This is a genomic window from Roseomonas sp. SRI_022, assembly GCF_057586215.1.
Genome location: NZ_JBYCZL010000041.1, coordinates 1 through 24,080, shown reverse-complemented (window position 1 = coordinate 24,080; position 24,080 = coordinate 1). Strand labels below are relative to the sequence as shown.

At 70.5% G+C, this 24,080-nt stretch carries 21 protein-coding genes; 9 read left to right on the top strand and 12 right to left on the bottom strand.

Annotation, left to right across the window (positions count from 1 at the left end):
- A complete protein-coding gene (locus AC2YHJ_RS25990; protein ID WP_487399095.1) occupies positions 1-1,122 on the top strand; it encodes a 2OG-Fe(II) oxygenase in 1,122 nt (373 codons plus the stop codon).
- A gap of 148 nt (positions 1,123-1,270) precedes the next feature.
- The gene (locus AC2YHJ_RS25985) at positions 1,271-1,738 is read left to right on the top strand and encodes an SgcJ/EcaC family oxidoreductase (RefSeq protein WP_487399094.1); all 468 of its coding nucleotides are present in this window, start codon (positions 1,271-1,273) and stop codon (positions 1,736-1,738) included.
- Positions 1,739-1,781: 43 nt separating this feature from the next.
- Here the strand turns inward: AC2YHJ_RS25985 and AC2YHJ_RS25980 are convergent, their stop codons facing one another.
- Both AC2YHJ_RS25980 and AC2YHJ_RS25975 read right to left on the bottom strand, forming a co-directional pair.
- Entirely contained in the window at positions 1,782-2,357 is a 576-nt protein-coding gene (locus AC2YHJ_RS25980; RefSeq protein WP_487399093.1) for an HNH endonuclease, read from the bottom strand.
- 150 nt (positions 2,358-2,507) lie between these two features.
- Positions 2,508-3,167, bottom strand: coding sequence for an alpha/beta hydrolase (locus AC2YHJ_RS25975; protein WP_487399092.1), 660 nt, complete (start codon positions 3,165-3,167; stop codon positions 2,508-2,510).
- Between the two features lie 51 nt (positions 3,168-3,218).
- Here AC2YHJ_RS25975 and gluQRS point away from each other — a divergent pair, with 51 nt between their 5' ends.
- Both gluQRS and AC2YHJ_RS25965 read left to right on the top strand, forming a co-directional pair.
- The gene (gene gluQRS / locus AC2YHJ_RS25970) at positions 3,219-4,067 is read left to right on the top strand and encodes a tRNA glutamyl-Q(34) synthetase GluQRS (protein ID WP_487399091.1); all 849 of its coding nucleotides are present in this window, start codon (positions 3,219-3,221) and stop codon (positions 4,065-4,067) included.
- 86 nt (positions 4,068-4,153) lie between these two features.
- On the top strand, positions 4,154-5,119 hold the full coding sequence (locus tag AC2YHJ_RS25965) for a Bug family tripartite tricarboxylate transporter substrate binding protein (RefSeq protein WP_487399090.1): 966 nt from the start codon (positions 4,154-4,156) through the stop codon (positions 5,117-5,119).
- Here the strand turns inward: AC2YHJ_RS25965 and AC2YHJ_RS25960 are convergent.
- The gene (locus AC2YHJ_RS25960; protein WP_487399089.1) at positions 5,088-5,564 is read right to left on the bottom strand and encodes a GNAT family N-acetyltransferase; all 477 of its coding nucleotides are present in this window, start codon (positions 5,562-5,564) and stop codon (positions 5,088-5,090) included. The two genes, AC2YHJ_RS25965 and AC2YHJ_RS25960, sit on opposite strands and share 32 nt — an antisense overlap.
- Positions 5,564-6,364: an enoyl-CoA hydratase/isomerase family protein gene (locus AC2YHJ_RS25955; protein ID WP_487399088.1), complete on the bottom strand. Its 801-nt coding sequence runs from the start codon at positions 6,362-6,364 to the stop codon at positions 5,564-5,566. The genes AC2YHJ_RS25960 and AC2YHJ_RS25955 overlap by 1 nt, the downstream gene beginning before the upstream one ends.
- Positions 6,365-6,556: 192 nt before the next feature.
- On the opposite strand from AC2YHJ_RS25955, the gene AC2YHJ_RS25950 reads away from it, so the two are divergent.
- From AC2YHJ_RS25950 to AC2YHJ_RS25940, 3 genes are all read left to right on the top strand, one after another.
- Positions 6,557-10,234: a beta strand repeat-containing protein gene (locus AC2YHJ_RS25950; RefSeq protein ID WP_487399087.1), complete on the top strand. Its 3,678-nt coding sequence runs from the start codon at positions 6,557-6,559 to the stop codon at positions 10,232-10,234.
- Positions 10,235-10,283: 49 nt separating this feature from the next.
- Positions 10,284-11,303, top strand: coding sequence for an NADP-dependent oxidoreductase (locus tag AC2YHJ_RS25945; RefSeq protein WP_487399086.1), 1,020 nt, complete (start codon positions 10,284-10,286; stop codon positions 11,301-11,303).
- A 132-nt stretch (positions 11,304-11,435) separates the two neighbouring features.
- Positions 11,436-13,460 (top strand): HWE histidine kinase domain-containing protein, encoded by a 2,025-nt coding sequence (locus tag AC2YHJ_RS25940; RefSeq protein WP_487399085.1) that lies wholly within the window; start codon positions 11,436-11,438, stop codon positions 13,458-13,460.
- A 30-nt stretch (positions 13,461-13,490) separates the two neighbouring features.
- Here AC2YHJ_RS25940 and AC2YHJ_RS25935 read toward each other — a convergent pair whose 3' ends face one another.
- Entirely contained in the window at positions 13,491-14,555 is a 1,065-nt protein-coding gene (locus tag AC2YHJ_RS25935) for an LLM class flavin-dependent oxidoreductase (protein WP_487399084.1), read from the bottom strand.
- A 119-nt stretch (positions 14,556-14,674) separates the two neighbouring features.
- On the opposite strand from AC2YHJ_RS25935, the gene AC2YHJ_RS25930 reads away from it, so the two are divergent.
- Positions 14,675-15,628 (top strand): Bug family tripartite tricarboxylate transporter substrate binding protein, encoded by a 954-nt coding sequence (locus tag AC2YHJ_RS25930; protein WP_487399083.1) that lies wholly within the window; start codon positions 14,675-14,677, stop codon positions 15,626-15,628.
- Positions 15,629-15,773: 145 nt separating this feature from the next.
- Here the strand turns inward: AC2YHJ_RS25930 and AC2YHJ_RS25925 are convergent, their stop codons facing one another.
- The 3 genes from AC2YHJ_RS25925 to AC2YHJ_RS25915 all read right to left on the bottom strand — a co-directional run bounded on the left by AC2YHJ_RS25925 (position 15,774) and on the right by AC2YHJ_RS25915 (position 19,880).
- Positions 15,774-17,228 carry a DUF2252 domain-containing protein gene (locus tag AC2YHJ_RS25925; protein ID WP_487399082.1) on the bottom strand — a complete coding sequence of 485 codons (1,455 nt, stop codon included), beginning with the start codon at positions 17,226-17,228 and terminating at the stop codon, positions 15,774-15,776.
- 139 nt (positions 17,229-17,367) lie between these two features.
- Entirely contained in the window at positions 17,368-18,141 is a 774-nt protein-coding gene (locus AC2YHJ_RS25920) for a short-chain dehydrogenase/reductase (RefSeq protein ID WP_487399081.1), read from the bottom strand.
- Positions 18,142-18,341: 200 nt separating this feature from the next.
- On the bottom strand, positions 18,342-19,880 hold the full coding sequence (locus AC2YHJ_RS25915) for an acetolactate synthase large subunit (protein ID WP_487399080.1): 1,539 nt from the start codon (positions 19,878-19,880) through the stop codon (positions 18,342-18,344).
- A 185-nt stretch (positions 19,881-20,065) separates the two neighbouring features.
- Here AC2YHJ_RS25915 and AC2YHJ_RS25910 point away from each other — a divergent pair, with 185 nt between their 5' ends.
- Positions 20,066-20,497 carry a hypothetical protein gene (locus tag AC2YHJ_RS25910; RefSeq protein ID WP_487399079.1) on the top strand — a complete coding sequence of 144 codons (432 nt, stop codon included), beginning with the start codon at positions 20,066-20,068 and terminating at the stop codon, positions 20,495-20,497.
- Between the two features lie 14 nt (positions 20,498-20,511).
- On the opposite strand, the gene AC2YHJ_RS25905 is transcribed toward AC2YHJ_RS25910, so the two are convergent.
- The 4 genes from AC2YHJ_RS25905 to AC2YHJ_RS25890 all read right to left on the bottom strand — a co-directional run.
- Positions 20,512-20,994: an RNA pyrophosphohydrolase gene (locus tag AC2YHJ_RS25905; RefSeq protein WP_487399078.1), complete on the bottom strand. Its 483-nt coding sequence runs from the start codon at positions 20,992-20,994 to the stop codon at positions 20,512-20,514.
- On the bottom strand, positions 20,991-22,151 hold the full coding sequence (locus AC2YHJ_RS25900) for a divergent polysaccharide deacetylase family protein (RefSeq protein ID WP_487399077.1): 1,161 nt from the start codon (positions 22,149-22,151) through the stop codon (positions 20,991-20,993). The genes AC2YHJ_RS25905 and AC2YHJ_RS25900 overlap by 4 nt, the downstream gene beginning before the upstream one ends.
- A 23-nt stretch (positions 22,152-22,174) precedes the next feature.
- Entirely contained in the window at positions 22,175-23,560 is a 1,386-nt protein-coding gene (locus AC2YHJ_RS25895; RefSeq protein WP_487399076.1) for a S41 family peptidase, read from the bottom strand.
- 174 nt (positions 23,561-23,734) lie between these two features.
- Positions 23,735-24,080 (bottom strand): murein hydrolase activator EnvC family protein (locus AC2YHJ_RS25890; RefSeq protein ID WP_487399075.1); only part of this gene is annotated, 346 nt, incomplete at its 5' end.

The window sequence follows — 24,080 nt, the reverse complement described above, 5'->3', positions numbered from 1 at the left end:
ATGATGCGCCTCCAGCCTGGCGACCCAGCGCCCTGGTTCCATCTGCCTTCCACGGACAACCCGAACTACGCCTTTCATTCGGTGGCCGGGCGCTACGTCCTGCTGGCCTTCATCGGGTCCGCGGCGCGGCCGGAGGCCCAGGCCGCGCTGGCCGCCATCGCCGCGCGGCGCGACCTGTTCGACGATGAGAAGGCCTGCGTCTTCGGCATCAGCGTCGATCCGACGGACCGCGAGCAGGGGCGGTTGCAGCCTTCCCTGCCGGGCATCCGCTTCCTGTTCGACTTCACCGGCAAGGTCGGGCGGGACTATGGCGTGATCCGCAAGGATCCGGCGCAGGCGGACGGGGCGGAAATCTTCACGCCATGCTGGGTGTTGCTCGACCCCATGCTGCGCGTGATCGAGACGCAGCCGATCATGCAGGCGGATGCGGTGCTCGACCGCCTGGCCGGCCTGCCGCCGGCGGCCGAGCATGCCGGCTTCGAGATGCCGCCGCCGGTGCTGGTGCTGCCGCGCATCTTCGACCCCGCCCTGTGCCGCGCCCTGATCGCCCATTACGAGGAACAGGGCGGCGCGCCCTCGGGCTTCATGCGGGAGGTCGACGGCAAGACGGTCGGTGTCTTCGACCCGGCGCTGAAGCGCCGGCAGGATTGCGCCATCGCGGATGAGGCGCTGCGCAGGGCGGCGCGCGAATCCATCCTGCGCCGCATCGTGCCGGAACTGCTGAAGGTCCATCATTTCCATGCCACGCGGATGGAGCGCTACATCGTCGCCTGCTACGATTCGGCCGAACGCGGCCATTTCGGCGCGCATCGCGACAACACCACATCCGGCACCGCGCATCGCCGCTTCGCCGTGACGATCAACCTCAACGCCGAGGAATTCGAGGGCGGCGAATTGTGCTTCCCCGAATACGGCAAGCGGTCCTGGCGCGCGCCAACCGGGGGCGCGGTGGTATTCTCCTGTTCCCTGCTGCACCAGGCGCTGCCGGTCACGGCCGGGCGGCGCTACGCCTTCCTGCCCTTCCTGTACGACGACGCGGCCGCGCGCCAGCGCGAGGCGAACAACGCGAAGCTGGGCGAGGGGGTCGGGGAATATCGCGGGGCGGCGGCGCCGGTCGGGTGACGCGGCGCGGGGCGATGCGGTCCTTCAGTACCGGGTGTGCGCAAGCGCACGGCGCCGGCGGGATCGGCTCACAAAGGCGTTGACCCCGTGGGCGGCATTGCCCGCATCCTGGGTGCCGTCCCGCATTTGCTCGGAGGAGCCCCCCTTCATGGTCAGACTTGCCCTGGTCGCTGCCGCGCTGGTCGGCGCGCTGATGCCTTCGCCCGGCCGCGCTGCCGGGCCGCCGGCCGACGCCGCCGCCGTGCCTGCCGCCTGGGTCGAGGCGTATGGCACCAACCAGGGCCCTGCGGCTGCGGCGATGTACACGCCTGATGCGACATTGTGGGGCAGTGTCAGCCGCGAGCGGACCATCGGCACGGCGGCCATCAGCGACTATTTCGGCCGCACCCGGCCTGGCGTGGCGAGCAACACGGTCACGCTCGGCGACTACACGCTGCGGGAGGTCGCGCCCGGTGTGGCGGTCGCCTCGGGCGTCTACACCTTCCACCGCCGGCTGAACGATGGCAGCGCGTCCTCGGACCCGTCCCGCTTCAGCATGACCTTCCTTCGCGGCGCGGATGGCCTGTGGCGAATCGCCGACCACCATTCGTCGCGACTGCCGCCCGCTCCGCGATGACAGTGCCTGCGGGCTGGAGGGGCGAGCCCCTCCAGTTCCTGCCTCACCCTTCCAGCTCGCTGTCCCAGTAGAGGTAATCCCGCCAGGACTGATGCAGGTAGTTCGGCGGAAACCCCCGCCCATTGTCCTGCAATTCCCACGACGTCGGCTGGCGCGGTTCCTGCCGTGGCAGCATGTGGCATTCGCGCGGCAGGCGGCTGCCCTTGCGCAGGTTGCACGGTCCGCAGGCGGTGACGACGTTGTCCCAACTGGTGCGCCCGCCGCGCGACCGCGGGACGACGTGGTCGAAGGTCAGATCCGGTGTCGGCCGCCCTTCGCCGCAATACTGGCATTCGAAGCGGTCGCGCAGGAATACGTTGAAGCGTGTGAAGGCCGGCCGCCGCGTCGCGGGGATGAATTCCTTGAGCGCGATCACCGATGGCAGCCGGAAGGCGAGGGAGGGCGAATGCACCTCCACCTCGTATTCCGACAGCACCGAGACGCGATCGAGGAACACCGCCTTCACCGCATCCTGCCAGGACCAGATGGAGAGCGGGAAATAGGAGAGCGGGCGAAAATCCGCATTCAGCACAAGGGCTGGGTAGGACTGGCCACCGGAGAACTGTCCGCCGTCAGGCAAGCGCCGCTCCTTCCAGCGACGCGCCACCAAGACTTGGGGCCTGACCCGGCGGAAAGGCCCCAGATGTTGTGGCGCCGCCGCGTATCGGCAGCATGCATGACACGCGGCGCGGGGTGCCGCAACCCTTCTGCGAGAGGTTTCAAACGTCTGTCACGTTGTGCTGAGAACGCCGCGCAGCACCTCGGCCCCGGCGGCGAGGCCGACCTCGTCCAGGCCATGGCCGAGGCCCGGGCGGTACAGCGCACGCACCGGTACGCCGGCGGCGGTGAGCGCGGCCTCGGCCATGCGCGACGCGCCGACCGGCACGACCTCGTCGGCCTCGCCATGAACCAGCAGCACGGCGGGCCTGGCGGCGAGCCGCGCGGCGAGATCCTCCGCGCCGAGCATCCCGCCGGAATAGGCGAGGATGCAGGCAGGGTCCTGCACCGCGCCGCGCAGCCCGGCTTCCAGCACCGTCATCGCGCCCTGGCTGAAGCCCATCAGCGCGACACGGCCGGGCGCGAGGTGGAGCCGCGCGACCTCCGCTGCCACGAAGCGCCCGAGTGCCTCGGCTGCGCCCGCCACCCCGGCCGCGAGCTGCGTCGCGGATCGGTCCCACAACGGGAACCATTGCCGCCCGAACGGGATGCCGTCGCAGGCTTCCGGCGCATGGGGTGCGACGAACAGCGCGCCGGGCAGCACCTCGGCCCAGACGGCGGCGAGGTCGATCAGGTCGTTCCCATCGGCGCCGAAGCCATGCACCAGCACGACCAGCGCATCGGCCGCCTCGCCATTCGTGGGGCCGAAGCGTGGCCCGTCCAGCGCATCCATGCGCGATCCCCCTTGCCGATTGGTGCATCCGCCCGCTACCGGCTGTGACGCATGGGCGCAACCGCCATCGTCACCCGCTTCGCGCCGAGCCCGACCGGGCATCTGCATCTCGGCCATGTCCATTCGGCGGCCTTCGCCTGGCGGCAGGCGCGGCAGGCGGGCGGCCGCTTCCTGCTGCGCATCGAGGATATCGACCCCGTGCGCTGCCGGCCCGAATTCGCCGAGGCGATTCCCGACGATCTCGCCTGGCTCGGCCTGCATTGGGATGGCCCGGTGCGGGTGCAGTCGGCGCATCTGCCGGACTATCGCGCGACGCTCGACGCGCTGTCGGCGCGCGGTCTGCTCTACCCCTGCTTCTGCACCCGCGCCGACATCGCGCGGGAGATCGCCGCTTCCGCGGCCGCGCCCCATGGGCCGGACGGGCCGCTTTACCCCGGCACCTGCCGGCGGCTGTCGGCGGATGAACGCGCATCGCGCGTCGCGGCCGGTGAGGCGCATGCGCTGCGCCTCGACATGGCCGCCGCGCTCGCGACGCTGGCCGCTCCCCTGACTTTCGAGGAACGCGGCTCCCGCATCACCTGCGATCCCGCGCAGTTCGGCGACGCGGTGCTGGCGCGCAAGGACGTGCCGGCCTCCTACCATCTCTGCGTCACCCATGACGACGCGCTGCAGGGCGTGACGCTGGTGACGCGCGGGGAGGACCTGAAGCCGGCGACCGACCTGCACCGCCTGTTGCAGGCGCTGATGGGCTGGCCGGAACCGCGCTACGCGCACCACGCGCTGCTGACGGATGCGAGCGGCCGGCGGCTGGCCAAGCGGGACCGCGCCGCGACGATCCGCGACTTGCGCGCGGAGGGTGCGACGGCAGCCGAGGTGCTGCGCCGCGCCGGCGCCGGCTGACCAGCGGCGGCCTGTTTCCCCGCCTGGCGAAAACGCTCTAGCCTCGGTGCCTGAGCCCCCCGGGAGGGGCACGAGGAAACGCAACCATGCTGACAAGACGCCTGATCGGCGCAACCGCCATGGGCCTGCTGGCGCGGCCCGCGCTCGCGCAATGGCAGCCGACGCGCCCCATCCGCGTGCTGGTGGGCTTCGCGCCCGGGGGTGGGACCGACATCACCACGCGCACCATCAGCGCGAAACTCCAGACCCTGCTCGGCCAGCCCATCGTGGTGGAGAACCGCCCCGGCGCCGGCGGCAACCTGGCCAGCGAAGCCACCGTCAACGCGCCGGCCGACGGCACCGCGCTGATGATGGGCACCATCGCCTCGCTGGTGATGAACCCGATCATGACGCGGCTGTCCTTCGACGTGCTGACTGACCTCACCAGCATCGGCCGGTCGGTCGAGGTGACGAACTTCCTGGTCGTGGCACCCGAGAAACCCTGGCGCAGCCTGCCCGAGCTGATCGCCGCGGCGAAGGCCAAGCCGGGCGAGCTGTCCTATGGTTCCTCCGGTGTCGGCGGCGCGGGGCATCTGGGCGGCGCGCTGCTCGATTCCATGGCGGGGATCGAGACGATCCACGTGCCCTATCGCGGCGGCGGGCAGCTCATCACCGACATCCTCTCGGGCAAGGTGGATTTCTCGATCGCGACGGCGGCGACGGTGCTGCCGCATATTGAGGCTGGGCGACTGCGTGCGCTCGCCGTGCCGTCCCCGCGCCGCAGCGCGCTGCTGCCCGACATCCCCACCGTGGCCGAGGCGGCGAACCTGCCGGGCTACGAGGTGGCGAACTGGTACGCGATGATGGGCCCGCGCGGCCTGTCACGGCCGATCGTCGATCGCGTCAATGCCATGATGAACGAGGCGATGCGCGACCCGGACGTGGCGTCGAACCTCGCCAAGCACGGCCTTGAACCGGCGCCGAGCACGCCCGAGGAACTGACCGGCTTCATCCGCGCCGAGACGACCAAGTGGCGCCCGATCATCGAGCGGGCGGGGGCCAACGCGAACTGAGCCGCTTCTCCAGGAAGCGGCTGATCGGCGTGGCTTCGTAGGGCGCGAAGGGGCCGCGCGGCAGGAAGCCCGCACGGCGGTACATCGCGTGGGCTTCCTCGTTCCGCGTGCCGACTTCCAGCAGCAGCGTGCTGATGCCGAGCCGAGCCGCTTCCCGTTCCGTGCCGGTAAGCAGCGCCCGCCCCACGCCGCGCCGGCGAAAGGCATCGCTGACAATCATGCGCTTCAGTTCGGCGGTGCCGTCGCCACGGTCGAACAGCGCGCAACAACCCGCCGCGCACCCGCCGACGCGCGTGACCAGCAGCTGGATGCCGGGCGCCGCGAGCGCCGCCGGATCGATCGCCCGCCGATAGGCGTCCGGGTAGAGCGCCGCCGCCACCGCGTCGGAGTGTCGCAGCAGGGCCGCGACCTCCTCCTGCAGCGGTGTCTCGACCCGGACCTCCATCAGCGCCCCTTGAACACCGGCTTGCGCTTCTCGTTGAACGACGCGATGCCCTCTCGCCGGTCCTCGGTGCCGACGAGCTGGTTGTAGCATTCCACCTCGAAGCGCAGCGCGGACCGCAGGTCCATCTGCAGCCCGAAATGCATCGACCGCTTCGCCTGGCGCACCGACAGCGGCGCGTTGCGCGCAATGGTGCGCGCGGCGTCCATCACCGCCTCGGCCAGCGCCTCGCGCGTGTCGAGCACGCGGTTCAGGATGCCCCAGTCGCAGGCATCCTGCGCGGTGAAGGGACGCCCGGTCAGGATGATCTCCTTCGCGCGACGCTCGCCGACGATGCGCGGCAGCGTCTGCGTGCCGCCCGCGCCGGGCATGATGCCGATGGTCACTTCCGTCAGCGCGAAGCGCGCGGCGGCGACGCCATAGGCGAAGTCCGACGCCAGCACCATTTCCAGGCCACCCGCATAGGCATGCCCCGACACCGCCGCGACGATCGGGATCGGGCAGTCGAGCTGCGCCCAATAGGCGCGCTCGAAGATCTCATGCTGGTGGCGCCAGGCGGCGTCCGTCATGCCGTGGCGTTCCTTGAGATCGCCGCCGCCGCAGAAGGCCTTCTCCCCGGAGGCGGCGAAGACGACGCAGCGCGTCTCCCCGGGTTCGGCCGTCAGATGCGTCCAGACCGCGTGCAGGTCGCGCCCCATCTGGGTGTTCAGAGCGTTCGAGACATGCGGGCGGTTCAGCCGCACCACCAGCACATGCGGCTCGGGGGCTTCCAGTTGCAGGGTCTCGTACTGGGGCAGGTCCATGGGCGGCATCCTCCGGATTCGGCTGCCGCGCAGACTGCGCTGGCGGCATCGCCTTGTCAGCGCCTGGTCCGGCTTGTGACCGGGATCGCTGGCCCGGCGGAGCGCAAAGGCTAATACACCCACAACATTCCGCATGCGGAAGAAACAAAGGTGCGCGACATCGCCTGTCGCGCGCCGTTTGGGGTTCGCACCATGGCCGAGATCGTCGGTACCGAAGGCAACGACGTCATCACCACGACCTTCAGCACGGTCAGCGGCCCGCTGCCGAGTGCCGCGGATGATGTGATCGTGGCGCTGGGCGGCCATGACCGCGTTGATGCCGGCGGCGGCAATGACGGCCTCGTTGGCGGCGATGGCAACGACACGCTGCGGGGCGAAGACGGAGATGACGTCATCGAAGGCGGCTTCGGCAGCGACAGGCTGTCGGGCGGGGCCGGTATCGACTGGCTGAACTACGCCTCTGACGTCGCCGGCGTCACGCTCGACCTATTCTTCATCGAGAATGGCGGATCGGGCGGGCAGGCCGCGGGCGACATCTATCTCGATTCCTTCGAAGCGGTGATCGGCGGTTCGGGCAACGACGCCATCGTCGGCAACGACTTCGTGAGCAATACCATTGCCGGCGGCGCCGGCAACGACACGCTGCGTTCGTTCGGCACCTTCGGCAATGACCTGCTGCTGGGTGGAGAGGGCCAGGATTCGATCAGCGTCTTCGGCGGCAACAACATTATTTCCGGCGATGGCGGCAACGACACTCTCATCTCGGGGATCGGCGACGATTTCATGGATGGCGGGTCGGGTGACGACAGCCTGACCGGTGGTGACGGCAACGATACGCTGAACGGCGGCGGTGGCAGCGACACGTCGTTCGGCGGCAACGGCAACGACTACATCGTCGCCGTGCTTGGCGTACCCGAGGTCATCGTCGGCGGGGCCGGCAGCGACACGCTCGACACCACGGCCTTCGGCTTCGACTACGTGGTCAACCTCGCCACCGGCCTGACCGACTGGGCAGGCGAAAGCTTCACGGAGATGGAAAACATCATCTCCGGCATCGGTTCCGACACGCTGACCGGCACCGCCGACGCGAACTTCATGGATGCCGGCGACGGCAATGATTCGGTCGACGCCGCTGCGGGCGCCGACAACCTGGTTGGCGGTGCGGGCAACGACACGCTGCGGGGTGGGGATGGGGACGACGTCGTTGAAGGCGGTTCCGGCGGTGACAGGCTGTCGGGCGGTGCCGGCCTCGATCTGCTGAGCTACGCCTCCGACACCGCCGGCGTCACGGTCAACATGTCCGCCATCGGGAATGGCGGTTCCGGCGGGGAGGCCGCGGGCGACATCTATCTCGATGCTTTCGAAGGGGTGATCGGCGGTTCGGGCAACGACTCCATCGTCGGGAGGGATGCTGCAAGCGACACCATTGTCGGCGGCGGCGGCAACGACACCCTCGCTTCCGGGAGCGGCGACGACCTCATGGATGGCGGGTCAGGCAATGACAGCCTGGTCGGCGGCGACGGCAACGACACGCTGAACGGCGGCGGCGGCAGCGATACCGCGCTCGGCGGCAATGGCGACGACTACATCGTCGCCGTGCTTGGCTACCCCGAGGTCATCGTCGGCGGCGCCGGCAGCGACACGCTCGACACCACGGCCTTCGAATTCGACTATGTGGTCAACCTCGCCACCGGACTGACCGACTGGGACGGTGAGAGCTTCACGGAGATGGAGCACATCATCGCCGGCATCGGGTCCGACACGCTGACCGGCACCGTCGGCGCGAACTTCATGTATGCCGGGGAGGGCAATGATTCGGTCGAGGGTGCTGCCGGCGCGGACACTTTGTTGGGCGACGCGGGCAACGACACGCTCTCCTCCGGGACCGGCAACGATCTCATGGATGGCGGGTCGGGGAACGACAGCCTCGTCGGTGGCGACGGCAACGACACGCTGAACGGCGGGGGCGGCAGCGATACCTCGCTTGGCGGCAATGGCGACGACTACATCGTCGCGGTGATCGGCACACCCGAGGTGATCGTCGGCGGCGCCGGCAGCGACACGCTCGACACCACGGCCTTCGGCTTCGACTACATGGTCAACCTCGCCACCGGCCTGACCGACTGGGATGGCGAGAGCTTCACGGAGATGGAGCACGTCATCTCCGGCATCGGGTCCGACACGCTGACCGGCACCGCCGGCGCGAACTTCATGTATGCCGGCGAAGGCAATGATTCGGTTGACGGCGGTGCAGGCGCCGACACCCTGTTCGGCGATGCGGGCAACGACACGCTCATCGGCGGCGGCGGTGCGAACACGATCGATGGCGGGGACGGCAACGACCTGCTGCAGGGCGGCAGTGACGCGGACGTGTTGATTGGCGGCGACGGCAACGACAGCATCACCGACACCGGTGGCAGCGGCAACACGATTTTCGGCGGCGCCGGGGCAGACACCATCACCAGTGCCGGAAATGCTCGGATCTCCGGTGGCGAGGACAGCGACAGCATCATCGGGGCCGCCAACGCGCAGACCATCGAAGGCGGCGCAGGCGGCGATGTGCTCGCCGGTGGATCGGGCACCGATTGGCTCAGCTATGCCGGCGACGCGACCGGCGTGCTGCTCGACTTCACCTCCGGCAACGTCCTCGGCGGCGATGCGGCGGGCGACAGCATCCTCGGTGGCTTCGAGGCCGTCATCGGCGGCAGTGGCGATGACGTCATCCTGCTGACCAACGCCGCGGGCATCACCACCGTGCGGGGCGGTGCAGGTGCCGACATCCTGGCCAGCCAGACGACGCTGGCGGGAACGCTTCTCGATGGCGGGGCCGGCACCGACACGCTGCTCGGCGGAGATCGTGCCGATTCGCTGCTGGGGGGCGACGGCGCGGATACGCTGGTTGGTGCGGGGGGCAACGACACGCTCGTCGGCGGCGCGGCGGCTGACCGCATGATCGGTGGCGATGGCAATGATCTCTACATCGTCGCTGCCGGCGATGTGGTGACCGAGTTCGGCGGTGGCGGCGCGGATACCGTCCAAACCGCGCTTGCCAACCACGTGCTTGCGGACTTCGTGGAGCAGGTCGTCGCCATCGGCAGCGGGCCCCACCGCTTTACCGGCAATTCGATCGACAATGTCATGATCGGCAATGCCGGGGCGGACACGCTGCTGGGCATCGGCGGCAACGACACGCTCGATGGCCTGGGGGGCGCGGACAGCCTGGTCGGCGGCCTGGGCAACGACCGCTACATCGTCGGTGCCGGAGATGTGGTGGTCGAGGCCCTGAATGGTGGCACCGACCTGGTCGTCACGGGTCTCGCTGCCTATACGCTCGGCGCGAATGTCGAGAACATCACCGCCACCAACGCCATCGCCCATGCCTTCACCGGCAATGCGTTGGGCAACCGTATCCTCGGCAATGGTGGCGCCGATACCCTGGACGGTTCCCTGGGCAACGACACGCTCGAGGGTGGTGACGGAAACGACGTGCTGGTCGGCGGCCTCGGAAGGGACGTGCTGATCGGTGGTGACGGCAGCGACCGGTTCCGCGTTTCGAGCGCGGCCGAGAGCACCGTCGCGGCACCCGACCAGGTGCTCGACTTCACCTTCAACGCGACGGACGGCTTCGACCGCGTCGATCTGCGCCTGCTCGACGCCAACAGCTTCGTGGCTGGCGACCAGGCCTTCACCTATATCGGCGCGGCGGCCTTCGGCGGTGCCGGGGCGGCAAGTGCCGGGCAATTGCGCGTCACGTCGAGCGCACCGGGCGTCTTCCTCGCGGCAGGTGATGTGAATGGCGACGGCACGGCGGATGTCGCGGTAAGCATCACCAGCGCGACAGGCCCGGTCGCCGGGTGGTTCCTGCTGTAGGCGCGCCCGCTTGCGCATGGCATCCTCCGCCGCAACCGGAGGATGTGACATGCCCGAAGCCAATTTGCAGATCCTGTTGAAGCGCCGCCCCGTCGGCGCGCCCGTGCCCGAGGATTTCGCGATCGTCGAGACGCCCGTGCCCGAACCGGGCGAGGGCCAGGTGCTGGTGCGCGCGCGCTTTCTCTCGCTCGACCCCTACATGCGCGGGCGCATGGCGGATGCGAAATCCTATGCCAAGCCGGTGGATCTCGGCGCAGTGATGGAAGGCCAGACGGCGGGCGAGGTCGTCGCCTCCCGCGCGCCGGGCTTCGCGCCGGGCGATGTCGTGCTCGGCGGCTATGGCTGGCAGCGCTTCTCGGTCGTCGGGCCGGAGCGCCTGTTCAAGGTGCCGGCCGATAACCCGCCGCTCTCGGCGAGCCTCGGCGTGCTCGGCATGCCCGGCCTGACCGCCTGGTGCGGGCTTGAGGATATCGGTCAGCCCAAGGCCGGCGAGACGGTGGTGGTCAGCGCGGCTTCGGGCGCGGTCGGCCAGGTGGTCGGGCAGATCGCCAAGATCCGCGGCTGCAAGGTGGTCGGCATCGCGGGCGGCAAGGCCAAGTGCGACTTCGTGGTGAAGGAGCTCGGCTTCGATGCCTGCCTCGACCACCATGGCGACCTCGACGCGCAGCTCGACGCCGCCGCACCCGAAGGCATCGACGTCTATTGGGAGAATGTCGGCGGCAAGGTCCAGGCGGCCGTCTTCCCGCGCCTGCGCGACTACGGCCGCATGGTGATGTGCGGCATGATCGCCCAGTACAACGAGGCACCGGGTGCGGATGCCTCCGGCGCGCCGCCGGGCCCGAACCTTGGCCCCGTGGTGCGCAAGCGGCTGCGCATCCAGGGCTTCATCGTCAGCGACAGCGGCTGGACTCGCTACGGCACTTTCCGTGCCCAGATGGAAGCCTGGATGCGGGACGGGAAGCTGCGCTGGCGGGAGGATGTGGTGGACGGGCTGCGCCAGGCGCCGCAGGCCTTCATCGGCATGCTCAAGGGTGCCAATTTCGGCAAGCTGGTGGTGCGCGTCGATTGACCCGCCAGCGGGCCAGAACACGATAGATTGCGCGGCGGCAATTCGCCTTGCGCCCCGTGGGGGCGCACGGGATAGTCCGCCGGAAGCCAGTCTGACGGCCGGGAAACCGTGCGCTGGCGTAAGCGGATGACCATGGACGACGCCGCCCCTCACCAACGCGCCATCGGCGGCGTGGTCCACGAACCGGCTCCGCGGCGAAGGCGGGATGGCTGGCGGCTGTGGATCCTGCTGGTGGCTGCGCTATTGCTGCCCGCCGCAATCCTCGGCACCGGCGCCTGGGGCGCCTGGCACCTGACCTGGACGGAAACCGAGCGCGACCTGATCCGCGGCGTCGCCGTCAATGCCGACTACGTCAGGCGCAACTTCGAAAGCCTCGCCCGCACCGCCGGGCGCATCGAAGCGGTCATCGCCGGGCGCGAGGATGCGCCCCCGGCCACGCACGTCGCGCTGCAGGACGACATCCTTGGCCTGGTGCGCGAATTGCCGCTGGTCCGGGCCGTGCTGGTGCTCGGCGCCGCCGGGCAGCCCTGGCTTCATGTGACCGTGCCGGGCCGCGCCGACGGGGCGGCCGACCCGCCGGGCGGCGACATCGCCGAGGTCCTCGCGCGCACCGCGCCGGGGCGGATGGCGGCAGGCAGCGCCTACCGGCGGGGCGGGGGGGCGCTGCTTGCCCTTGGCGTGCGTGGCGTGGCGGAAGGCCGGGCCGTGGTCTTCGTGCTCGACGCGACGGAGATCGGCACAGCGCTTGGCCGCCATACCGACAGTGACGAGGATGCGGTCGCGCTGCTGCGCGGCGACGGCCAGATCCTGGCGCGCCAGCCGCCCTTCACGGACCCGCCGCCGCCGCTTTCCGCGGACCGCGCCCTGATGCGCGCGCTGGCGCAGGGCCAGGACAGCGGCAGCCTCATGGGCGCCATGCCGGGCGATGGCCAATCCGTCGCGGTCGCCTTTGGCCGGGTCGAGGCGATGCCCGACCTGGTGGTCGCGGTCGGCCGCCGTCGTTCGGACATCCTCGAGCGCTGGCGCCAGGTCATGGTGCCGCTGCTGCTGGTGGGCGTGCCGGCCGTGCTCGCGCTGATGGGCCTCGCCCTCGTCGTGCGCCGCCAGCAGGACGCGCTGGAGGAGGCGCTGGACGGGCTTGAGCAGAGGGTCGCCGAGCGCACGGACTCCCTGCGCGAAGGGGAGGAACGGCTGCGCCTCGCCGTCGAGGCCGGCCAGCTCGGCACCTGGGAGACGGACCTGCGCAGTGGGTTGTCCACGCGGTCCCCGCGCACGCTCGAGATCATGGGCTTCAACACCGGTATCGCCACCAGTCCGGTCGAGAACTGGACCGCGCGCATCCATGCCGGCGATCGCCGCCGCGTCCTCGATCTATGGGACCGGCTGGTGTCGGGCCGTGACCGCGTCTATCGCACCGAATACCGCTTCCTGCGCGCCGATGGCACCTGGCGCTGGCTTGAAAGCAGCGGCACGGCGGTGCGTATCGATCCCATGACCGGCCGTCCGCTGCGCCTGGCGGGTACGCTGCAGGACATCACCGAACGCCGCGAGACCGAGGAGCGGCGTGAATTGCTGACGCAGGAGGTGAACCACCGCGCCCGCAACGCGCTGGCCATCGTGCAGGCGATCCTGCGCCTGACGCACGCCCCGACGGCAGAGGAATTCGCCCAGCTGGTCGAAGGGCGGATCGCCGCTCTGGCCCGCGCGCAGTCCCTGCTCGCGGCGGAACGCTGGGCGGGCGCGCCGCTCGCGACGCTGATCGCCGATGAACTCGCGCCCTTCGGTGGCATCCGCGACGGCCGCTTCGCGCTGGACGGCCCGGCCTTCCGCATCCGCGCCGATGCGGTGCAGGCGCTCGGCATGGTGTTCCATGAACTCGCGACGAATGCGGCGAAGCATGGCGCGCTGTCGATGCCGGACGGGCGGGTCGCGGTCGCCTGGATCGTCGACGAGGGCGAGGCGGCGCTGCATCTGCGCTGGACCGAAACCGGCGGCCCGGCGCCGGGCTTCCCGACGCGGCGCGGCGTCGGGTCCCGGGTCATCGAGGCGACGGTGACGGGCCAGCTTGGCGGATCGGTGGACCGGCGCTGGCCGGAGGAAGGGCTGATCTGCGACATCGTGCTGCCGCTCGCGCGGACACGGGCGGGGCCGGGCTGAGCGGTCGGCGCCGCTCGATCAAGGCAATCCTCAATCCGCCGCGGCGGCGACCTTGCCCGCGAAGCGCGGTGCGACCTCCTGCATGAACAGGCGGATCGAGCCGGCGGCGACATCGGCGGCCATCGGGCCAAGGCGGAAGGAACAGATCACGCCGCCCACGCCCGTCGCCTCGATCTCCGCCATCTTCGCGGCGACCGTGGCGGGTGAACCGACAATCAGCCCGGTATCGGTGCTGACGCGCGCCGGCGGGACCACCTCCCGCTTCATGATGATGCCCTGCTCGGCATAGATCTTCTCGCGCAGCGTCTTGCGGTGTTCCTGCATCGCCTCGAAGGCGGGGATGCCGATGCGGCGCGCTTCCTCGTCCGTCGGCGCGACCACAACATTGCGCCACACCCAGGATTCGTCGAGGCAGCGCGCGACATGCGCGGCGTCGAAGCCGGACTCCGCCATCGTGGCGGCATAGAGCGCGAGGCGCTTCGCCGTCGTCTCGTTCGACTGCACGTTCATCAGGAAGGGCACGCCCCGCCGCGCGAGATGCAGCGCGCCGTCCTCGGACGACGCTGCGCGGATCATGGTGGGATGCGGCTTGGTGAAGGGCGTCGGGCGCAGCCGCGGCACCTTCAGCGTCCAGTGCTTGCCTTCATGCGTGAAGCCATCCGGGCTGGTCCAGGCCTTGAGCATGATGCCCTCGGCTTCCTCATAGCGTTCCAGCGCTTCCTCATGCGGGATGCCGTAGCCTTGGTATTCATAGACGTTGTAGGCGGTGCCGCGGCCGAGCCCGACGATGACGCGCCCGCGCCCGAGATTGTCGAGCAGCGACATCTCCTCCGCCAGGCGCGTCGGGTGGTGCAGCGAGACCTGCGCCACCGCGAAGCCGACCTTGATGCGCTTCGTCGCGGCCAGCACCGCGGCGGCGAAGGTGACCGGATCGACATAGGCGCAATTGCCGTCGAAGTGATGCTCGGCGAGCCACAGAACCTCGACGCCGAGTTCGTCGCACAGCTTCGCCTCCGCGATGCTGTCGGCGATCACCTCGGCATCGCGCGCTGGGTCGCGGCTTTCGGGGAAAAGGAAGTTGCTGAAGCGCAGCATGCTGGCTTCTCCGCTCAGGACCGTGAAAGCGTAGCGGAACGGCGCGAACGCGCAACCTTCGCACTTGCACACATGCCGGACGCGTTGCAGCCTTCCCACGACAGTGCCGGGAGAGACTGATGGTGACGACGCGTCGCATCCTCCTTGCCGGCGGGCTCGCCATGCCCGCCTTGGCCGCCCACGCGCAGGATCGCCCGGTGCAGGTCTATGTCGGCTTCGCGGCGGGCGGGAACATCGACCTCGCCGCACGCATGGCCGCACCCTTCCTGGAAAAGCACCTCGGCGGCGGCACGCAGATCATCGTCGTCAACAAGCCCGGCGCGGGCGGGATGCTGATGTTGAACGACGTCGCCGCCGCGGCGCCGGACGGGCGGCATGTCGCGCTGGTGTCGTTCCCCGCCCTGGTCACCGCGCTGTACGACAACACGCCGCGCTATCGCGTCGACAGCTTCGCCTATGTCGGGCTGCTGACGGACGAGCCCTATACCGTCTTCGTCGGCACCGACACGCCCTATCGCAGCCTGCGCGACCTGGTCGCCGCGGCGCGCGCGCGGCCGGAGGCGATCACCATGGCCGGCGCGGGCGTCGGCGGCGCGCCGCATCTGGCGCTGATGGCGATCGAGCGCGCGGCCGGGGTGAAGTTCACCTGGGTGCCGACCCAGGGCGCGGGGCAGGCGATGCAACTGGTCCAGGGCGGGCATGTGGCGGGATCGATCTCCACCGTCAGCCTGACCGTGCGTGCGCATCAGCAGGGCGCGCTGCGCGTGATCGCCATCATGGAACGCGAACGCTGGGACAAGGCGCCCGACCTGCCCACGGGCATCGAGCAGGGTGTCGATGTCGCGACCGGTTCCGCGCGCGGCTTCGCCCTGCCGGCGGCCACCCCCGCGCCGATCGTCGCGCGGTGGGAGGATGCGGTGCGCCGCACGGCCGAGGACCCCGAGTTCCGCGCCATCGCCGAGCGCGACTTCCTGATCGTGCGCCACATGGACCGCCCGACCATGACCCGCTTCGTCGAGGATCAGGCCGCGGCCTATGGGCGGCTGTGGCAGGCCAGCCCCTGGCGGCTCTGAGCGTGTGTTTGGGAATGCGCCGGACGGCGCATTCCGAAGTCCGGCACCGGCCCGCACCCCCACCCGGCCACCCACGTCAGTATCCTGGAATGGGTGGCCGGGTGGGGGTGCGGGCCGGTGCCGGACTCCTCAGGCGAACACCACCTCACGCATCCGTCGTGACGGTCACGCTGCCCTCGCGCACCGCGGCCTTCAGCGCGGCATGGTCACGTTCGGCCTGGTCGGCATAGGCCACGGCGAAATCGCCCATCGCCTCATCGAACTGGTCGCCTGAACCGAGATAGCCGGCGATGCCCGCGACATCCGCGCTGCGCGCATGGGCGCGGGCGAGCGACCAGCCGCACAGCTTGCCGTAGGTCGCCATCAGCTCCTCGTCGAAGGTCTCGACCAACGGCTTGATCTTCGCGTCGCGCAGCTGGCGCATGTAGAATTGCCGGCCATTCGGCGCCGTCACCCAGCCGAGGAAGAGGTCCGAGGCCGGCTGCATCAGCCGCTGGCCCATCACCACCCGCTGGCCGTGATGCCCGTACTCGCTCGCCCCGGCGAAGGGTTCGAGCACCGAGGCCACGGCTTCCTTCACCTGCAGGAACAGCGGGTCGTTGGCGGCGGACATCATCAGCACGATCCAGCAGCGCCGCCCGACGCTCCCCACGCCCACCACCTTGATCGCCGCATCCACCACCCGGTAGCGGTCGAGCAGCACGCGCCGGTCATCGGCCAGCGTCGAGCGATAGGATTCGAAGACGTGGTTCACCATCGTCTCGAAGTCCGGCGCGCGTGTCGATTCAGGATGGAAGATCAGCGGCGGCGCGTCGCGAATGGTGGTGCGCCCGCCGACCACGGCGGCCATGCGCGGGAAGTCGTACTCCGAACCCTTGTCCGACATCGCCTTCGCGACGCGCGCGCGCAGGCGCGCGGCGATCGCCGGGGGCACGGTCTCAATCACATCCTCGGCGGTGATCTTCGTGTACCAGGCCTCGAGCGGGCTCAACCGCGAGAATTCGCGCAGCCGCTTGCGGTAGCTGCGGGCCGCCGTCACCGCCGCGTCCCGCCCATCCTCGTCGGCATGCCCGTTCGCGCGCGACGCCAGAACGAAGGATGCGACGAGCCGCTTCACATCCCATTCCCAGGGGGCGGGCGCCGTCTCGTCGAAATCGTTGATATCGAACAGCACGTTGCGCTCGGGCGAGGCGAAGCCACCGAAATTCATCAGGTGGCAGTCGCCGCAGGCCTGCACCCGGATGCCGGTGTCCGGCGTCTGCGCGAGGTCCGCGGCCATTACCGCGGCCGATCCGCGGTAGAAGGCGAAGGGCGATTGCAGCATGCGCCCGTAGCGGATCGGCACCAGTTCCGGCACCCGGTCGTCGTCGGATTGCTGCAGCAGGGCGATCGGGTCCGGCCGGTCGGCCGGGCGGTTCCAGGGCGCATGCGCGGCGCGGGAAAGGCTGTCGCGCAGCGCCTTGCCGGCCTCGAACCGCTCATCGAGCGACTGGTCGTGCCGGTCGGTGACCTTGGTGGCGGCGGGCGCCGCGGTGGCTTCCTTCGGTGCGGGGGGCTTCTTCGATGCCGAGGCGGTCCGGGTCTTGGCGGACTTCTTCATGGCCTTCGCTCCACTGCCGGCCGAGAGCCTGAGCCTGAACGTCCGGCGAAGCGAATGGAAGCGCCAACACGTGGCGCCGTACCTTGAGGAGGATCAACCGATACGCCGGCCCGGCGGCGGTACCGGACCGGGACCTGCCCTAGGCGCGGAACATCCCGCCGCCATCCACATCCACCACCGTCCCGTTGACGTAGTGCCCGCGCGGGGAGGCGAGGAACACCGCGAGGTCGGCGATCTCGGCGGCTTCGATCGGGCGGCCGAAGGGCAGGTTGGTCAGCGTCTCGGGCCAGCGTGCCTCATCGCCGAACTTCAGCTTCGCGTTGACCTTGGCCTGGGTCAGCATGCGGTCGGTCTTGGTCACGGCAGGGTTGATGCCGACGACCTTCACGCCGGATGCCTGCGCCGCCGCGCCGATCGCCGAGGTGAAGGCGATCAGCGCCGCATTGCCCGCCCCGCCGGCGATGTAGCCCGCGCGTGGCGCGCGCCCGGCCATGCCGATGATGTTGACGATGGCGCCGGATTTCCGCGCCTCCATCCCCGGCAGATAGAGCTGGCACATGTGGATGTAGCCGATGACCTTGAGGTCCCAGGCGTCCTTCCACCGCGCGATCGGAATGTCCTGCAGCCGGCCGGATGGGATGGCGCCGGCGTTGTTCACCAGGATGTCGATGTCGGGGAAGGCGGCGTGCAGGCGCTCGCGTTCCGCATCCTTCGACAGGTCGGCGGCGAGCGTCTCGACGCGCACCTGCCGCGCGGCGCGCAGCTTGTCGGCGGCGGCGGCGAGCGTGGCGGCATCGCGCGAGACGAGCACCACGTCGCAGCCCTCGGCCGCGAAGGCCTCGGCGCAGGCGAGGCCGATGCCCTTCGATCCGCCGGTGACGAGCACGCGCTTGCCCTGAAGCTGCATGTCCATGGTTCGTTGTCTCCCCTGTTGGACCGGATAGGGGTTTTGCCCCTCTCCGCACCTCACCCCACCAAAGGCCTAAGGGCCTTTGGAAACCTCAACCTTGTGCCGTGCCCGTCACGCCCGGCGCCAAATCCTGGCATTCCAAAGGGCACTGCCCGTTGGCGGGGTGAGGTTTGGAGAGGGGCGGCGCCCCTCTCCAACACACGTCAGATGACCAACTCGATCAGGAACGGCCCCGAGCGGCTGAACGACTGCGCCATCAGGTCACCCACCTGGTCCAGCGTCGTCGCCCGCGCCCCTTCCACGCCCAGACCACCGGCGATCTTCACCCAATCCATGTCGGGATTGCCGAGGTCGAGCATGTCCATCGCCGTGCGCCCCGGATTGGCGCCGACGTTCTGATACTCGCCGAGCAGGATCTGGTACTTGCGGTTGGCCAGGATGATCGTCGTCACCGGCAGCTTCTCGCGCGCCTGCGTCCACAGCGCCTGCACCGTGTACATCGCGGAGCCGTCGGCCTGCAGGTTGATCACCCGCCGTCCGCCGCCGCCGACCGCCGCCCCGGTCGCGAGCGGCAGCCCGCACCCGATCGCGCCGCCGGTGATCTGCAGCCAGTCATGCTTCGGTGCTGCGACGGTCTCGGGGAAGAAGCCGCGGCCGAAGGATACGCTCTCATCGGCGATGATCGCGTCTTCCGGCATCAACGCCGCGACCGTGCGCGCCAGGCCTTCCGGGGTCGGGGCGCCGCGGGCGCGCTCGGGGCGCTTGCCGACATCGGGCATCGCCACGGCGGGCGCGCCGAGTTCGTCGCACAGGGCGCGCAGCGCGGCCTCGGCATCCTGCTCGTAGCGCGTCAGGACATGGACTTCCGCCGTCTCGGGGTAGTGCTTCGAGGGCATGCCCGGATAGGCGAAGAAGCCGATCGGCGCGCGGGCATTCACCACGATCAGGTGCTCGACCCAGGACAGCGTCTTGATCGCGACATCGGCCGGATAGGGCACGCGTTCCAGCGGCAGGCGACCCTGGCCGCGCTGGGTGCGCCCGTTCGACCCTTCGGCCATCAGCTTCGCGCCGGTCGCCTGGGACGCGCGCCAAGCCAGCGCCTGCGCCCCCTCGCGCAGCGCCTTGCCGCCGAGCAGGATCAGCACGTTCTTCTTCTCGCGCAGGATGCGCGCAGCGTTGCGGATGGCGAGCGGATCGGCCGGCTGCGCGCTAGGCACCGGCAGCGGCGCCGCCACCACGCCGCCTTCATCCCAGCAGGTGTCGGAGGGCAGGATCATGGTCGCGATCTGGCCGGGCGAGGTGCGCGCCGCCTGCACCGCGGCCACCGCATCGGCGCCGACATTGGACGCCTTGGTCGAGGTGCGCAGCCAATGCGACACGCCGCGCGCCCAGCCTTCGGTATCGGCCGTCAGCGGGGCGTCGAAGGGGCGGTGATAGGTCGCCTGGTCGCCGACGCAGTTGACGATGCCCGAGCGCGCGCGGCGTGCATTGTGCAGGTTGGCGAGACCGTTCGCGAGGCCCGGGCCGCAATGCAGCAGCGTGACGGCGGGCTTTTCCGTCATGCGCCAGTAGCCGTCGGCCATGCCGGTGACGACGTTCTCCTGCAGGCCGAGCACGCACTTCATGCCGGGGATGCGGTCCAGCGCGGCGACGAAATGCATCTCGCTCGTGCCTGGGTTGGCAAAACAAACTTCCACACCGGCGCCCAGAAGTGTGTGGACCAGGCTCTCTGCACCGTTCACCGCGTATCTCCCGATTCAAGGAGGGCGCAGCCTGCGCGGGACCGGCCGACGGGGCAAGGTGGCCCGGCCCGCATCCATTGCAGGGCGGGGCTGCCCGACGGCATGATCCGGCCAAGCGGCGACGGATCGATCCCCATGCGCGCCTGTCGGCACTCCATTCCGCGTCACCGCCCCGGCAGCCGGCCATGACGGCGCTGCGCGTGGGCCTGATCGGCTTCGGCGCCGGTGTGCTGGGCGTGCTGCTGTTCCACCAGGGGATGGTGGGGCTGCTGCATCTGCTCGGCGTGTTGCCCAACCCGCCGTTCCAGATGCGCCCGGTGCCGCCGCTTGGCGTGCCGCAACTGGCCTCGGCCTGCTTCTGGGGCGGGCTGTGGGGCATCCTCGCCGCCGCCATCGTCGCGGCGCGCCCGGGCTGGCCGCCCATCCTGGTGGGCCTCGCGGTCGGGGCGGTGGCCTGCGTTCTGGTGGGCTTCACATTGGTCGCCGCGCTGCGCGGGCAGCCGCTGATGGGGGCGATGGACCCCAACCGCTGGTGGCGCAGCGTGCTGATCAACGGGTCCTTCGGGCTGGGGGTCGGCCTGGTGCTGTGGGCGGTGCGGCGGGGCGGGCGGATCTGATCCCGGCAGCCGCCTCAGCCTGCGAAACGCGCGAAATCGCGCGCCAGCCGGTCATAGATGTCGCGCTTGAAGGTGACAGCGAGGCCCGGCAGTTCCGACAGCCTCGCCCAGCGCCAGGCGTCGAATTCCGGATGGGGGTCGAGGTCGAGCCGGATATCGGCGTCGTTTCCGGTGAAGCGCAGCGCGAACCATTTCTGCCGCTGGCCGCGATACTTCCCGCCCAGCGCCTTGCCGATCAATTCGGGCGGCAGGTCATAGGTCAGCCATTCCGGATGCTCGGCGAGGATCTCGGCGCGCGCCGTGCCGACCTCCTCCTCCAATTCGCGGAACACCGCGATGGCGGGGTCCTCGCCTTCATCCATGCCGCCCTGCGGCAACTGCCAGCCACCGGGTGCGCCTTCGGCATTCGGCAGGTCGGCGCGGCGCGCGACGAGCACGAGGCCCGCCGCGTTGAACAGCACGGCGCCGACATTGTCGCGATAGGGCAGGGTGGTCATGGCGCGCTCGCGGGGCGGATGGGGTTGCTGCCGTCCGGGGGGATGCCCTCCGGCCGGCGGATCATGGCGGAGACCGGTGCGAGCACCAGCCCGCGCGATTCAAGCGCCGGCGCCCAGGCGGCGATGCTCTGCACCAGCACCGGCGTCGCCGCGCCCGCCAGGCCGAGTGCCGCACCACGCTCCCGCGCGATCGTCTCCAGATCCGCAAGGCGCCGGTCGATCTCCCCGCGCGTGCCGGCGGGTTCGTCGAGCAGCACATCGACGCTGCGGCCCCAGGCACGGGCCGGCGGCGGCGCGCCCGGCCGCGGGTCGAGATACAGCAGCCCGCGCAACCGCAGCGCGTCCTGCACGCTGCCCATCGCATCGGCCATGGCGGCGAAGCGTTCGCCGCGCATGACACCGATCGCGCCGATCGCGCCGACATAGCCCTGGGCACGCGACAGCACCCAATCCAGACGGTCCATGTTCTCGGGCATGGAACGCCCGGTCAGCAGCGCCTGCTCCCCGGGGTTGTTGAGCGGATAGCCCGCCGGCTCCAACGGCAGGGAGATCAGCGTCTCCATGCCGCGTTCGCGCGCGCGTTCGGCCGCCTGGCCTGGCCGCGCGGCATAGGGCGACAGCGCGAGGGCGACCGCCGGCGGCAGGCGGCGGATCGCTTCCTCGGTATGCGTCGCGTTCAGCGCGATGTCGGCGACCACGATGCCGATGCGCGGGCGCGTGTCCCGCCGGTCGAAATCCCGGCCATAGGCGCGGATCGGGGTCCGCCCATCCGCCCCCATGCGGGGCAGCAGCCCGTGCCGCCCCTGTTCCAGCAGCGCCGGGTCGGGGGCGTTGATCGGCCGCGCGGCGGTGCGTGGCGCGGTCAGGGCGGCAAGCGGCGGCGGTTCCGGCGCGCTTGGCGGTGCGCCGGGCGGCGCGGCGGCCGCCGGTGGAGGCGGCGGCGCGGCAACAGGTTCAGCAGCAACAGCCGGCGGCGCCTCGGGTGCGACCTGCGTTGGCGGCCCTGGCACGACCGCCTCGGCCGCGGGTGCGACGGAAGCCGCCACGATGGGCGTGGCCGGCGGCGCGGCATTCTCCAGCCACCAGGCCCCGCCCAGCCCGGCGCCGAGCACCGCCACCCAGAACGCCCCGAGCGCCGGCCAGCCGGACGCGCGCATCGGCCGGCCAGTCCCGGGCAGTGTCAGCGGGCGGCGCGGCGCTGCGGGTTCGGCGCCGCGGCCATGCCGCGCAGAACGGTGATCGCCTGCTGGAGCTGATGGTCAGTCTCGGGCTTGGTCGGGTCGAAGGCGGCGGCGCCCTCGGCCGGCATGCGCTGCACACGCTCGACCAGTCCGGCCGGCAGGTTCATCGGCGGCAGCGGCGGGGCGGCCTGCGGCTGCGCGTTGTTGTCGTTGCGCAGCGCGCGCCGCAGGTCGGCCTCGCGGTCACGCCGGGCGGCCGCGGCCTGCTGCTGGTCCTCGCGCGATGCCAGCACCTCGATGTCCGGCTCGATGCCGGTCGCCTGGATCGAACGGCCCGACGGCGTGTAGTAGCGCGCCGTGGTCAGCCGCATCGCGCCATTGCCGGGGATCGGCATGACCGTCTGCACGCTGCCCTTGCCGAAGGACTTCACGCCCATGACGATGGCGCGGCGATGGTCCTGCAGCGCGCCGGCCACGATCTCGGACGCGCTGGCCGAGCCGGAATTGATCAGCACCACCACCGGCAGGCCCTGCGCGATGTCGCCGGCCCGCGCATTCCAGCGCTGCGCATCCTCCGGCCGGCGGGCGCGGGTGGACACGATCTCCCCCTGGTCGAGGAAGTCGTCCGAGACCTGCACCGCCTGGTCCAGCAGCCCGCCCGGATTGTTGCGCAGGTCGAGCACGATGCCGCGCAGGTTGTTGCCCGCCTGCTGGCGCAGCGTCTGCATCGCCCGGCGCAGCCCGGTCTCGGTCTGCTCGTTGAAGGAGGTCAGGCGGATATAGCCGACGTCGCCGCCTTCGAGGCGGAAGCGCACCACCTGCGGACGGATCACGTCGCGGGTGATCGACAGTTCGATCGGCCGGTCGGTGCCCTCGCGGCGGATGGTGATGCGGATGGAGGTGCCGCGTTCCCCGCGCATCTGCTCGACCGCCTCCTGCAGGGACAGGCCCTGCACGGAACTGCCGTTGAGATGCGTGATCAGGTCGCCCGGCCGCACGCCTGCGCGCGCCGCCGGCGTCTCGTCGATCGGGGAGATGACCTTGATGTAGCCGCCTTCCTGCGTGACCTCGATGCCAAGGCCGCCGAACTCGCCGCGCGTCTGCACCTGCATGTCGCGGTACATGCGCGGGTTCATGTAGGAGGAATGCGGGTCGAGTCCCGACAGCATGCCCTGGATCGCGTTCTCGATCGCGTCGCGGTCGTTCACCGGCTCGACGTATTCGGCGCGGACGCGTTCGAATACATCCCCGAACAGGTTGAGCAGGCGGTAGGTTTCCGCCCGCCCGCCGCCATCCTGCGCCACTGCGGCGACCATTGGGCCGACGACCACGCCGGCCGCGAAGGCCGCACCAACAGCCGCGAAGGTCGCACTCCTGCGCCGCATCCGAATTCCTTCCTTCAGCATCGCGGGGCGTATTCGCGCCCGGCGGGAGACATCATCCTGTAGCGCAACGCGCCCCCGGGCGCAGCCCGAAACCCGCGCTGAAACAATGCCGTTACCGGCCTTACCGTTCCGCAACGCGCCGCCTTACCAATCGGCAAGCCGGGGCGCCTGCCCTCATCCGCCGCCGCGCGCGCCGGCCAACCAGGGCCGCGGGTCCACCGCATGGCCGTCGCGGCGCAATTCCAAATAAAGCCGCCCGCGCCCGCCTTCGCCGTCACCCACGACGCCGACCGGTTCCCCGGCCAGCAGCCTGGCACCGGTCGCCGCGTCCAGCCGCCCGAGTCCGGCGATCACCACATGGTGACCTTCCGCGCAGTCCACAATCAGCAGCAGGCCATAGCTTCGGAAAGGACCGCTGAACACGGCGCGCCCCGCGCAGGGGCTGACCACGCGCGCCCCGGTCGCCGCCAGGATGGTCTGGCCGCGCGCTGCCCCGCCGTCGCCCGCCTCCCCGAAGCCG

What these genes read in the sequence shown, in the direction of transcription:
- AC2YHJ_RS25960 (WP_487399089.1), bottom strand. Translation starts at nt 5,564, where the DNA reads ATGGAGGTCCGGGTCGAGACACCGCTGCAGGAGGAGGTCGCGGCCCTG.
- AC2YHJ_RS25965 (WP_487399090.1), top strand. Translation starts at nt 4,154, where the DNA reads ATGCTGACAAGACGCCTGATCGGCGCAACCGCCATGGGCCTGCTGGCG.
- AC2YHJ_RS25940 (WP_487399085.1), top strand. Translation starts at nt 11,436, where the DNA reads ATGGACGACGCCGCCCCTCACCAACGCGCCATCGGCGGCGTGGTCCAC.
- AC2YHJ_RS25975 (WP_487399092.1), bottom strand. Translation starts at nt 3,167, where the DNA reads ATGGATGCGCTGGACGGGCCACGCTTCGGCCCCACGAATGGCGAGGCG.
- AC2YHJ_RS25945 (WP_487399086.1), top strand. Translation starts at nt 10,284, where the DNA reads ATGCCCGAAGCCAATTTGCAGATCCTGTTGAAGCGCCGCCCCGTCGGC.
- AC2YHJ_RS25950 (WP_487399087.1), top strand. Translation starts at nt 6,557, where the DNA reads ATGGCCGAGATCGTCGGTACCGAAGGCAACGACGTCATCACCACGACC.
- AC2YHJ_RS25955 (WP_487399088.1), bottom strand. Translation starts at nt 6,364, where the DNA reads ATGGACCTGCCCCAGTACGAGACCCTGCAACTGGAAGCCCCCGAGCCG.
- AC2YHJ_RS25925 (WP_487399082.1), bottom strand. Translation starts at nt 17,228, where the DNA reads ATGAAGAAGTCCGCCAAGACCCGGACCGCCTCGGCATCGAAGAAGCCC.
- AC2YHJ_RS25910 (WP_487399079.1), top strand. Translation starts at nt 20,066, where the DNA reads ATGACGGCGCTGCGCGTGGGCCTGATCGGCTTCGGCGCCGGTGTGCTG.
- AC2YHJ_RS25935 (WP_487399084.1), bottom strand. Translation starts at nt 14,555, where the DNA reads ATGCTGCGCTTCAGCAACTTCCTTTTCCCCGAAAGCCGCGACCCAGCG.
- gluQRS (WP_487399091.1), top strand. Translation starts at nt 3,219, where the DNA reads ATGGGCGCAACCGCCATCGTCACCCGCTTCGCGCCGAGCCCGACCGGG.
- AC2YHJ_RS25985 (WP_487399094.1), top strand. Translation starts at nt 1,271, where the DNA reads ATGGTCAGACTTGCCCTGGTCGCTGCCGCGCTGGTCGGCGCGCTGATG.
- AC2YHJ_RS25905 (WP_487399078.1), bottom strand. Translation starts at nt 20,994, where the DNA reads ATGACCACCCTGCCCTATCGCGACAATGTCGGCGCCGTGCTGTTCAAC.
- AC2YHJ_RS25930 (WP_487399083.1), top strand. Translation starts at nt 14,675, where the DNA reads ATGGTGACGACGCGTCGCATCCTCCTTGCCGGCGGGCTCGCCATGCCC.
- AC2YHJ_RS25900 (WP_487399077.1), bottom strand. Translation starts at nt 22,151, where the DNA reads ATGCGCGCGTCCGGCTGGCCGGCGCTCGGGGCGTTCTGGGTGGCGGTG.
- AC2YHJ_RS25895 (WP_487399076.1), bottom strand. Translation starts at nt 23,560, where the DNA reads ATGCGGCGCAGGAGTGCGACCTTCGCGGCTGTTGGTGCGGCCTTCGCG.
- AC2YHJ_RS25920 (WP_487399081.1), bottom strand. Translation starts at nt 18,141, where the DNA reads ATGGACATGCAGCTTCAGGGCAAGCGCGTGCTCGTCACCGGCGGATCG.
- AC2YHJ_RS25990 (WP_487399095.1), top strand. Translation starts at nt 1, where the DNA reads ATGATGCGCCTCCAGCCTGGCGACCCAGCGCCCTGGTTCCATCTGCCT.